At 37.9% G+C, this 10,451-nt stretch carries 13 protein-coding genes; 12 read left to right on the forward strand and 1 reads right to left on the reverse strand.

All coding sequences use genetic code 11. The features are described from left to right. The 12 genes from B2Z27_RS14585 to B2Z27_RS14640 all read left to right on the forward strand — a co-directional run. Positions 1 to 1,156 (forward strand): heavy metal translocating P-type ATPase (locus B2Z27_RS14585; RefSeq protein ID WP_286814187.1); only part of this gene is annotated, 1,156 nt, incomplete at its 5' end. 37 nt (positions 1,157 to 1,193) lie between these two features. Next, positions 1,194 to 1,628, forward strand: coding sequence for a Fur family transcriptional regulator (locus B2Z27_RS14590; RefSeq protein WP_094998949.1), 435 nt, complete (start codon positions 1,194 to 1,196; stop codon positions 1,626 to 1,628). Positions 1,629 to 1,916: 288 nt separating this feature from the next. Continuing rightward, positions 1,917 to 2,126, forward strand: a complete 210-nt coding sequence (locus B2Z27_RS14595) for a hypothetical protein (RefSeq protein ID WP_272650879.1) — start codon at positions 1,917 to 1,919, stop codon at positions 2,124 to 2,126. Between the two features lie 47 nt (positions 2,127 to 2,173). Next, positions 2,174 to 2,974 (forward strand): cation transporter, encoded by an 801-nt coding sequence (locus B2Z27_RS14600; RefSeq protein ID WP_286814188.1) that lies wholly within the window; start codon positions 2,174 to 2,176, stop codon positions 2,972 to 2,974. Positions 2,975 to 3,280: 306 nt separating this feature from the next. After that, positions 3,281 to 3,457, forward strand: a complete 177-nt coding sequence (locus tag B2Z27_RS14605) for a hypothetical protein (RefSeq protein ID WP_286814189.1) — start codon at positions 3,281 to 3,283, stop codon at positions 3,455 to 3,457. 23 nt (positions 3,458 to 3,480) lie between these two features. Further along, positions 3,481 to 3,840 carry an STAS/SEC14 domain-containing protein gene (locus B2Z27_RS14610; protein WP_286814190.1) on the forward strand — a complete coding sequence of 120 codons (360 nt, stop codon included), beginning with the start codon at positions 3,481 to 3,483 and terminating at the stop codon, positions 3,838 to 3,840. A gap of 459 nt (positions 3,841 to 4,299) precedes the next feature. Further along, positions 4,300 to 4,842, forward strand: a complete 543-nt coding sequence (locus tag B2Z27_RS14615; RefSeq protein WP_286814191.1) for a hypothetical protein — start codon at positions 4,300 to 4,302, stop codon at positions 4,840 to 4,842. A gap of 32 nt (positions 4,843 to 4,874) precedes the next feature. Beyond that, the gene (locus B2Z27_RS14620) at positions 4,875 to 6,833 is read left to right on the forward strand and encodes a heavy metal translocating P-type ATPase (protein WP_076547101.1); all 1,959 of its coding nucleotides are present in this window, start codon (positions 4,875 to 4,877) and stop codon (positions 6,831 to 6,833) included. Between the two features lie 506 nt (positions 6,834 to 7,339). Beyond that, on the forward strand, positions 7,340 to 8,191 hold the full coding sequence (locus B2Z27_RS14625; protein WP_286814192.1) for an RteC domain-containing protein: 852 nt from the start codon (positions 7,340 to 7,342) through the stop codon (positions 8,189 to 8,191). A 275-nt stretch (positions 8,192 to 8,466) separates the two neighbouring features. Next, a complete protein-coding gene (locus B2Z27_RS14630) occupies positions 8,467 to 8,751 on the forward strand; it encodes a helix-turn-helix domain-containing protein (protein WP_076547100.1) in 285 nt (94 codons plus the stop codon). Positions 8,752 to 8,754: 3 nt separating this feature from the next. After that, positions 8,755 to 9,507, forward strand: coding sequence for a hypothetical protein (locus B2Z27_RS14635; RefSeq protein WP_076547099.1), 753 nt, complete (start codon positions 8,755 to 8,757; stop codon positions 9,505 to 9,507). After that, a complete protein-coding gene (locus tag B2Z27_RS14640; RefSeq protein WP_076547098.1) occupies positions 9,491 to 10,153 on the forward strand; it encodes an ATPase in 663 nt (220 codons plus the stop codon). The genes B2Z27_RS14635 and B2Z27_RS14640 overlap by 17 nt, the downstream gene beginning before the upstream one ends. Before the next feature lie 64 nt (positions 10,154 to 10,217). On the opposite strand, the gene B2Z27_RS14645 is transcribed toward B2Z27_RS14640, so the two are convergent. Next, complete coding sequence (locus B2Z27_RS14645; protein WP_076547097.1) at positions 10,218 to 10,424, reverse strand: GDCCVxC domain-containing (seleno)protein; 207 nt, start codon at positions 10,422 to 10,424, stop codon at positions 10,218 to 10,220. Positions 10,425 to 10,451: the final 27 nt, after the last annotated feature.

Genomic DNA, 10,451 nt, shown 5'->3' on the forward strand with positions numbered 1-10,451 from the left:
GGTCATACTATTGAATTTTGCTTTTCTGGTTATTGATGAAACGTGGAGCGAAAGTCTCTATCGTTCCTTGGCTGTACTTGTGGCTGCAAGTCCGTGCGCGCTCGCCATCTCTACACCTTCTGCGGTATTGAGTGGCGTTGCAAGGGCTGCGCGTGGCGGCGTTTTGATAAAAGGCGGTCGCCCCTTGGAAGACTTAGGGGTACTTACCGCTCTCGCTTTTGACAAAACGGGAACACTTACCGAAGGAAAACCAAAGCTTACCGACGTCGAAAGTTTTGGCAACATAGATAAAAAGGAACTGTTGGAAATCGCGATTGCGGTTGAGGAACTGAGCGACCATCCCCTGGCAAAAGCAGTTGTAAGGGATGGGATGGAGCGGCTTGGGAAGGACACCAAGATTCCGGATGCCGATGATTTGGAGGCCGTACAGGGCAAGGGCATAAAGGCAAACTATCAAGGGAATTCCATTTACATAGGCAATCTTGAGCTTTTTGAGGATATTGATAAAGGTGTTCCCAGCGATGTATCAGAAAAGGTAAGAGCACTTGAAGGGGAAGGAAAGACCACGATGCTAATAAAAAGGGGCGATGAATTTATAGGGATGCTCGGGCTGATGGACACCCCACGGGAAAAAGCCAAGGAAACCCTGGCCCAACTAAAGGAAATAGGCATCAAGAAAATGATAATGCTTACGGGCGACAACCAGAAAGTGGCCGACGCTGTAGCCGAGGAAATCGGGTTGACCGAAGCACGCGGAAGCCTGCTTCCCGAAGAAAAAGTGGAGGCCATCAAAAAACTTGCGGAACAGGAAAATAAACTGGCAATGGTGGGCGATGGTGTTAATGATGCACCTGCTATGGCAAACAGTACCGTTGGTATTGCAATGGGTGCAGCGGGAAGCGACGTGGCTTTAGAGACAGCAGATATAGCGCTGATGGCCGATAAACTGGAAACCCTACCCTTTGCCATTGGTTTGAGCAGAAAAGCAAAAGCTATTATCAGGCAAAACTTATGGGTAAGTTTGGGGGTTGTAGCCTTTTTAATCCCTGCGACCATAATGAGCTGGGCAAGTATCGGCATAGCCGTGGCGGTTCACGAAGGCTCTACGTTGGTAGTGGTGGTCAATGCATTGAGCTTGCTCGCCTATAGGAAATAAATGTAATAAAGGAGATTGCTTTTGAATCAAGCTTAAAATGACCAAAACGGAAAAAATATTGTCAAATCACGGTATTCGCCCTACTCAAATGAGGTCCAAGATATACAGGTATCTGAGGAGGAAGCAAAGTGCCGTGTCCTTTTCCGATTTAAAAAAGGTCTTTGCCGAAAAGAGCGAAACCAATAAAACAGCAAACAGAACGACCTTTTATCGCAACCTTAAGATTTTTGAGGATAAAGGACTAATTCATCAGATTAATGATGGTACGGGCGTAGCAAAATTTGCGATTTCTGATGAAAATACAAAAAGTAAATACGGTACGGATTTACATCTGCATTTTCATTGTACCGAATGTAAGAAAACAATCTGTTTGCCAAATAAAATACCGGAAGAAAATTTACCAAGTGATTATAAAATAAACGATGTCAACTTGGTATTAAAAGGGATATGCGTGAAATGTAAGGAAAAATAACAGGTGGGAGTTCCAGAACTTTGAACCCTTGCGCCTAAGAGTCAAGTTCAAGGTTCTTCCACCTTATTTAACCAAAAAAAATACAACTATAGAAAAATATGATATAACAATTATTGGTTTGTGTTTTGGCGATAATGGAATTCAGGGCAGCGGCAGAGGATATCGCACGGATGCCGCATGGGCATCCCACATTTTCAGAAACCTTTAAGGAAGCCTTTCTGGCCGCTACCGAAGATAGGGCATTGCATATATAAATATTGGGGCAAGTAATACCATATAAAATATAAGATGATGAAGAAAATTCAGAAGCTAACCCAAGAAATCAACGAATTGACAGTAAGGATAGAACAAGAATATCCCGAACTCTATCGGTATTTGGATGAGAATCCCATAACGATTTCCGTAGATGATGAAGCAAAACCGACTTATAATTCGTTCGTCGATTATTTGGAAAGCTTAAAATCGATTTTGGAAAAATATATGGAATCCCACAAATAAGTAAAGATTTAAAACACCAACCGTAGAATTTAATACAGATTATTTAAATGTCCGATATAAATAAAAGCACTTTTAAGGTAAGTCAAATGGATTGCCCTTCCGAAGAACAGATGATAAGGATGAAACTGGAGTCAAACCCTCAAATCAAATATTTGGACTTTGACATTCCGAATAGAAGGTTGGAAGTGTACCATCAGGGGAATGCCCAAGAAGTAAACAAGGCACTGGGCGAATTGAAGCTGGGAGAAAAACTCTTGGGAACGGAGAAGGCGGAAACACCTATTTCCGAGGACGAGACCAAACAAAAGAAGATACTCTGGTGGGTCTTGTACATCAATTTTGGGTTTTTCGTTATCGAAATGACCACGGGTTGGATTTCTTCCTCGATGGGTCTAATTGCCGATTCACTGGATATGCTGGCCGATTCCATTGTGTACGCATTGAGCCTTTTTGCCGTAGGCGGCGCTATTTCTAGAAAAAAGAAAGTGGCGAAGTTCAGTGGCTATTTTCAGATGGCGTTGGCCCTTCTGGGATTTTCGGAAGTCGTGAGAAGGTTTTTGAGTAGTAGCGAAACCCCTTTGTTCCAATGGATGATTATCGTTTCCATTTTCGCCCTTATCGGCAACCTCGTTTCCCTATGGTTGATAAACAAGGCCAAAAGCAAGGAAGCGCATATGCAGGCAAGTGCCATCTTTACCTCAAACGACATTATTGTGAACGGCGGAGTAATACTGGCAGGGGTGCTGGTTTATTTTTTGCACAGTAAATGGCCCGATTTGGTCATTGGCGGTATTGTGTTTGCCTTTGTGATGCGTGGGGCGATTAGAATTTTAAAATTGTCGAAATAATGATTAAAAGTGGACAATAGGAACTACAAGTATTATTGCGGATAATGCAGTAACGATGACGCTGGTGTTTTTTTTGTTCCGTTTTACACGTCGCCTATTTACTGGTAATGGTTTTTTACGTGTTGAAATTTTTTGATAGATGGAGGACAAAATTTTTAAAGATTACAAAACGAGACTCAATATGCTGAAGAATACTATGCAAAAAACCAATGTTCCTAGGAGGAAGCCCTTGAACGTGGCATTGTAAAAGCAGAGATGGAAATGAGAAAAGTTTGGACGTAATAACAAAATAATTCAACAATAAGTATGGACTGGACATTTGAAGAATTTGAAACAGAGCTTGACGCCCTTAATCCATCGGTAAGAAAAAAGGCAATCGAAATTGCGAAGGACTTAATCGAAAAGGAAGATTTTTCAAAAGAAAAGCCCATCAAAAAAGCAGTTGTAATGGCTGAAGAATGGTTTTACGATTTAGAAGGATAATAATTATTTAAAAACTATATAAAATGTTACAGATAATTGAGTTAAAGGAAAAAAATATTGTTGCAACAAAAGCTTCGGGCAAATTGAGAAAAGAAGACATCGAAAAAATCCATCCACTTATCCACGCCATACTGGACAAGGGGATGAAGGTTCGTTGGTATTTTGAGATGGAAAACTTTACGGGTTGGGATTTACCTGGTTTATGGGAAGACCTAAAAATGGACACCGCCCACGCCAAGGACTATGAAAAAATAGCAATGGTAGGAGATAAAAAATGGCAGAATTGGATAACACAATTTATGAAGCCTTTTACCAATGCCGATATTAAGTATTTCAATATAGACCAAAAGGAAGATGCCAAAAATTGGATTGAGAGCCAGTAAGCTTACTTCCGTAAAAGACAGACGATGAATAAAAAAAGCATTCTTATTACCATTTTAATTGGGTTTGCCATAGGTGTTTTTATCCTTCAACCTTTTGGGATAACAATTTTCACGTTTAGCAGCCAGAATTACAAAATCAATTGATGGCAATATTTAATAAATAATTTCATTGAAATTTTAAATATCAATGGGAATCAAATTTTTGAGAACACTCTGTTTGGCTTATTAGGTGCAAGTGTTGCGCTAATTTATTATTTCGGTAAACGAGAAAAGGATATAGATAACAAGTAGCGGTAAATCGTTATAGGAATGAGCGAAATTTTTTATTTAAATAAGTTAAGTGAAAACTTAATTAATAGCAGGCAGCTTTTATGATGCTTTTTAAAGCAAAATGATTAATAGTATTAAAAGCAAAAGTAGAAGCTGCTTTTTTAAATTATACAAGTAAAGATGCGCATTATGAATATTAAACATTGTTTTTTAATAATCTTGTTGGTTAGTTATTATAAGGTAAACGCCCAAAAAGTTTATACAACTGAAGAAGGTCATATTATGATGATGACTCTGGTTGATGATAAACCCTTCAAGGCAGAAAGCCATAAATTGGCACTATATCTTGATTATGATTCCAAAGTGGTCAACGGTGTACTCGATCTTAAGACTTTATCAATAGATAGTCCTAAAATCAATGCCCTTTTAGAACAGCGGGAAGACCCTTTAATACTTCGGTTTACTGGCACAATTCCATCACAGGATTTTTTATCAAAACGGCACGACCCAATCAAATTTAATTGGCTGATAGATGTTACTTATCAAGGGAGATCCTTTAAATCACAATTTAAAGCAACCATTACCCATATAGAACAAGGAGTAAGTATGTCCTGTCTGATAAGTGCAGCTGGACAATTATTGGTTCCAAATACTGGTTTGGATTCCTTAATAGAGGGTATCGATGATACCATAGAGGTGCAGTTTGCGCAATTGGTGTTGAGATTGGAATAATTGTGAATTTAAATAAAATTATAATCGAATTAATGAAAAAAAAGAAACTGAATTTAAGAGATTTAAATAAAACTTCATCCGATAATCACAAGCGCAATGATGGCCACAACCATAGCAGTCCGGAAAGTATAGGGAAATTTAAAATTTATGTACCAGCAATTTTCAGCTTTGTAATGCTGATTATTGGTATTGCGATGGATTATTTTGACGTAGCTTTTTTTAAAGATTGGATACGTATTGTCTGGTATGCAGTCGCATATCTTCCAGTAGGTTTTCCTGTGATAAAGGAAGGTTGGAACAGCATCAAAAATGGCGATTTCTTTACCGAGTTTTTATTGATGTCCATCGCAACCATAGGTGCATTCGCCATTGGCGAATATCCCGAAGGTGTGGCAGTAATGTTGTTTTATGCGGTAGGCGAATTGTTCCAAAGTGCCGCCGTTAAAAGAGCCAAGAGAAGCATCAAGGCATTACTAGATGTAAGACCTAATGAAGCCTTGGTCTATAGGAACAACAATTATGTTTCTGTAAATCCCGAAATCGTTGCTATTGGCGAAAAAGTGCAAGTCCGTGTGGGCGAAAAAATTCCTTTGGATGGTATTTTATTGTCCGAAAAAGGCTCGTTCAATACCGCAGCATTAACGGGCGAAAGCAAACCTGACACCATTGCAAAAGGAGAAAAAGTATTTGCAGGAAGCATCAACCTTGATGGCGTTATTGAAATCGAAACCACCAAGGAATTTAAAGACAGTTCCATTGCCCGAATCCTTGATATGGTCCAGAATGCCACGGCTCGTAAATCAAAAACCGAATTGTTCATTAGAAAATTTGCAAGAATCTATACACCTATTGTGGTATTCTTGGCGATTGGATTAACATTTTTGCCCTACTTTTTTGTGGATGATTATGTGTTTAACGATTGGTTATATAGAGCATTGATATTCTTGGTAATTTCCTGTCCGTGTGCCTTGGTTATCTCTATTCCGTTGGGTTATTTTGGTGGATTGGGAGCAGCTTCAAAAAATGGAATTCTCTTTAAGGGAGCATCTTTTTTAGATGAAATGACAAGGATAACCACAGTGGTAATGGACAAAACCGGAACCGTGACCAAAGGTGTTTTCAAAATCAAGGAAATAAAAACCATTGATTGGGATGAACCCGAATTTATGAAATACCTAATGGCAATGGAAGAACAATCCACCCATCCCATTGCCAAGGCCATAATGGAATATAAAGCCGATGGCGAAGATTTTCAGGCAAAAGAAGTAACCGAAGTCGCGGGTAAAGGATTAAAAGGCAAAGTAAATGGCAAAACGGTCTTGGTAGGCAACAAAGCATTGATGACTTCAAATAATATCGAAGTTCCATCTGAAACCGACAACATTGTAGAATCCATCGTAATGGTTTCCATTGATGGTAAATTCGCTGGCTATGTCATCATTGCAGACGAATTGAAAGAAGATGCCCACGAAGCCATCAAACAAATTAGAGAATCTGGAATTTCCAAAATCATAATGCTTTCCGGCGATAAGGATTCCATAACCCAACAAGTGGCAAAAGAAATGGGTATTGATACTGCAAAAGGCGGTTTGTTACCAGAAGATAAGCTCAACGAAGTTGAGCATTTGAAAAAACAATTTAATACTAAAGTAGCCTTTATAGGCGATGGCATCAACGATGCACCGGTTTTGGCAGCGAGCGATGTTGGCATTGCAATGGGTGGTTTGGGCAGCGATGTGGCGATAGAGACCGCAGATGTAATCATCCAAACAGACCAACCAAGTAAAATAGCTAGAGCCATAAAAATAGGACGTTCTACAAGACGCATCGTTTGGCAGAATATTGGGTTGGCCTTTGGTGTAAAAGCAGTGGTTTTGGTTTTGGGCGCAGGTGGTCTGGCAACGATGTGGGAAGCAGTTTTTGCCGATGTAGGCGTGGCCTTGTTAGCCATTCTGAATGCGGTTCGATTACAGAAGATGAATTGGAAATAGTATAAAAGAATGTCTCAAAAAAGAAGAAATAGAAGAAACAAAAAAAATCGGAAATCATCGAATACCGACATCACAAAAAGAGATAAGGTCAAAGGTATTCTTATGATAATCCTTATGGTAATAGCCGCATTTCTGCTTTATTTTTTTGTGCTAAAAGGAAATATTCATAAGCATTAATGAATTAAGATAATAAAATATTCCAAGTGGTTTGTGTGGCTACAAAAATTGAAGTGGAAATGATTGATATATAGTAAAAATGATATTCTATGTCGGAAAATAGACGGAATAGACGAAATAAAAAAAGCAATAAAGTACCCTCTGTAAAAAATAGTATTACCAAAAAAGATAAAATAATTTGGATTAGTATTCTAATCGTTGTTATTGTGTTAATCTTCTTTGTACTGTTCTTGCAATTCCTAAAGTACTTTATATCTATTTAATTAATTACAATTTTAAATGCAACGTTATTGCAGAAGATTAAGTGAAAATAATGATACCCAGAATGAATGACGACAAATTACGACGATATATTAAAAAAATTAGACAATAAATTAGATATTCTTGAAATAGAAGAACAAGATATTTTACTCAAAGCTGAAAAAGGGATTAAACTTGCAAAACAGACCCTTAAGAAAGTTAGAAGTATCATAGTTGATTATGAATTTGAAACCAAATTAGAGGAAATTCATTTCTTTAAATGTACTAAACCAAAAATTTATAGCAAACTTATTTATTACGTAAAATTATTTAACATTGAAAGTAAAAGACCCAGGGGAAGCAATAAATCGCAAGTAAAGTATTTGAACAATTATATTGAGAAACTTCAAACCTACTTTAACGACAATCTTGATTTTTACCATTATTACCGCAGGGAAGCTACTGTATTTGATGAGCAATATTTTTTAAGAGGCAAGGCAGATATTCGGTTGTTCCCAGACTCATTTCACTTTTTTGTTGATGAAGAATTTGCAACAAGCCACGATAGTACCGTGGCCTCAATTTTAGCCTACGACCTTTTGATTGTACACTTAAAACGGGAAATTGATAAATTGGAGAATAATGGAAATTATGCAAGTTTAAGATTGTTACAAAGTAAAACCAAAATTACCTGGACAGCCCACAAAATATATTTAATTGAACTGATATACGCTTTGCACAGCACAGATGTCATAAATAATGGTACTGTTGACATTAAAGATATTGCCTATTTTGTTGAAAAAACGTTTAAAGTGGACTTGGGCGATTATTACAGAGCTTTTCTGGAAATACGAATGCGTAAAAATGGTAGAACCAAATTTTTGGATATACTGAAAAAGCAGTTGACCAAAAGGATGGATGATACTGATAACATAAAATAAAACACCCAAGATGCTTCAACTTGGGTGTTTCTCGTTTTGAGGGAAAAATCATTTTTTTTGGTGGTTTTTAGATGTGGTATTTTTTGGGAAAGTACCAAAACCCTCTATTGTATTACATTGAAAATGAGAGAGAAAAAATACCCAAGTAGCCGCATCTTGTGAATAAAATCCATCAAACTATCTCAATTTTGTAGAACGAAAGTCAAATCAGGTCAGAGGCTATCAAATTACTTGACAGCGATGCGATAGTCTCTTACTATTAAAACCGTTCTATTATGCCGACATCAATAATTACTACAGACGACCTTCGGGAATTCAAAATGGAATTGCTCGATGACATCAAAAACCTTCTTTCCAAGCAAGCTACTGGAAAACTGAAGAAATATCTTAAATCTTCCGAGGTTATGGATTTACTACAAGTAAGTCCAGGAACACTTCAAAATCTGCGTATCAATGGTACGTTGCCCTACACAAAAGTTGGCGGAATCATTTACTATGATGCAGAGGAAATCCAAAATGTGATGAACGCCAACCGCGTTCAACACAGCATAAATTCTTAAGCGATGAACTATATAAAGCTACTCAATGCGGCTTTTTCAACGTTCTATTTTGATGACCGCCTCAATCCCACGCACATAACCCTGTATATGGCATTATTTCAAGAATGGAATAGTAGCCGATTTGCGGACGAATTTTATGTGAACCGCAGAGATTTAATGAGGGCTGCCAAAATTGGTTCTAAATCAACCTATCACAGATGCGTTACGGATTTGGACTCTTGGAATTATCTATCATACTTCCCTTCCAACAATCCTTACAAAGGCAGTAAAATCAAGATGGCCATAATTGGGACAAGTGATGAGCCTGATGTGGGACGGTACAGTCCCATATTAGAACAACTTGCGGGACACTACCATCCCAGAAATGAACCAGTAGTGTACCAACACCATACCACAAATGGACAAGTAATGGACTCGCACCGTCCCGTGAGTGGACAAGCATTGGTATCTACTATAAACAATACCAAACAAGTAAACAATATAAAACAACCAAAGGGCAGGCAGGCCGTTTTTATTTTTTTTGAAGAAAAAGGTTTTGATGCTGATGAAGGAAAAAAATTCTTCGACCACTACGAATCGAACGATTGGAAAACAAGCGACGGAAAACCGATACGAGATTGGCAAGCTTTGGCTAAAAACTGGATGGACAGAACTGAATTATTCAATGAGGAAAACAAACCAAACACAAAGCAACCGTCCCATATTAAGGACAACTTGCGTACCACTAAAAACAAAGATTATGGACAACCCCTCTAAAATTACCGAAGGTGGCGTGGAATATTCGCTTGGAAAGTTTGATGGTAAAAGCGTGTTATACGATTTTGATAAAATCCTGATTTATTTGGATGCAAAGGGAAAGTTGCTCTTTGGCAAACAATTTAGAATCTATGATGAGGACACGGTTATCATCCGCAAACTATGTCACTATTTCATCAAGGACAAAGAAAATTGCCTGAAAGATGATATCGACACTAACAAGGGTATTCTTCTATCCGGGCCTGTGGGATGTGGAAAGACCACTTTGATGAAACTATTGCGATATATCGTGCCAATGCAACGACCTTATGAAATGATTCCGTGCAGGAATGTTGCTTTTAGCTTTAACCATCTAGGCTTTAAAACCATTGAGGATTATGGCAGCACCAAATTCTACTGCTTTGATGATTTAGGCATTGAACCTGCAGGACGATTCTATGGTAAAGATTTGAATGTGATGGGCGAAGTATTACTTTCCCGATACGAACTTTACCTTGAGACCAAACACAAAGTCAAAACCCACGCTACTACAAACCTAAATGCTGAAGAACTGGAAGAACGGTATGGAAACCGTGTTCGTAGTAGAATGCGCGAACTGTTTAATTTGATTGCTTTTGATACAAAAGCTGGGGATAAGCGGAAGTAAATTTTAGAATACTATTTTTCAAATTGGCGCTTGTTTAATGGATGGTCATTTAAAACCTATTTACTTAACAACAACTGTTGTTTTCTTGAATTGGTGGACAAGAAACTGTCCCATAACTGCAATAAACACAGCAATCCCCTTCATTTGGTTTTAGAACCGTTTTACAATTCTCACATTCGTAGAAAAACTGACAAGCTTTTGTTGGCATATCCTCTACTTTTTTATGTCCGCAGTTTGGGCAGGTAATTTCTGATTTTAATTGGACTTCCATTAGTTTTCTTCTTTGTAGGTTACTTTA

The sequence above is a fragment of the Maribacter sp. UBA3344 genome, from assembly GCF_002362375.1.
Classification (GTDB): Bacteria; Bacteroidota; Bacteroidia; order Flavobacteriales; family Flavobacteriaceae; genus Maribacter; species Maribacter dokdonensis.

Coding starts and splice junctions, on each gene's coding strand:
- B2Z27_RS14635 (WP_076547099.1), top strand. CDS start 8,755: ATGAACTATATAAAGCTACTCAATGCGGCTTTTTCAACGTTCTATTTT.
- B2Z27_RS14610 (WP_286814190.1), top strand. CDS start 3,481: ATGTTACAGATAATTGAGTTAAAGGAAAAAAATATTGTTGCAACAAAA.
- B2Z27_RS14645 (WP_076547097.1), bottom strand. CDS start 10,424: ATGGAAGTCCAATTAAAATCAGAAATTACCTGCCCAAACTGCGGACAT.
- B2Z27_RS14630 (WP_076547100.1), top strand. CDS start 8,467: ATGCCGACATCAATAATTACTACAGACGACCTTCGGGAATTCAAAATG.
- B2Z27_RS14595 (WP_272650879.1), top strand. CDS start 1,917: ATGATGAAGAAAATTCAGAAGCTAACCCAAGAAATCAACGAATTGACA.
- B2Z27_RS14625 (WP_286814192.1), top strand. CDS start 7,340: ATGACGACAAATTACGACGATATATTAAAAAAATTAGACAATAAATTA.
- B2Z27_RS14605 (WP_286814189.1), top strand. CDS start 3,281: ATGGACTGGACATTTGAAGAATTTGAAACAGAGCTTGACGCCCTTAAT.
- B2Z27_RS14615 (WP_286814191.1), top strand. CDS start 4,300: ATGAATATTAAACATTGTTTTTTAATAATCTTGTTGGTTAGTTATTAT.
- B2Z27_RS14640 (WP_076547098.1), top strand. CDS start 9,491: ATGGACAACCCCTCTAAAATTACCGAAGGTGGCGTGGAATATTCGCTT.
- B2Z27_RS14620 (WP_076547101.1), top strand. CDS start 4,875: ATGAAAAAAAAGAAACTGAATTTAAGAGATTTAAATAAAACTTCATCC.
- B2Z27_RS14600 (WP_286814188.1), top strand. CDS start 2,174: ATGTCCGATATAAATAAAAGCACTTTTAAGGTAAGTCAAATGGATTGC.
- B2Z27_RS14590 (WP_094998949.1), top strand. CDS start 1,194: ATGACCAAAACGGAAAAAATATTGTCAAATCACGGTATTCGCCCTACT.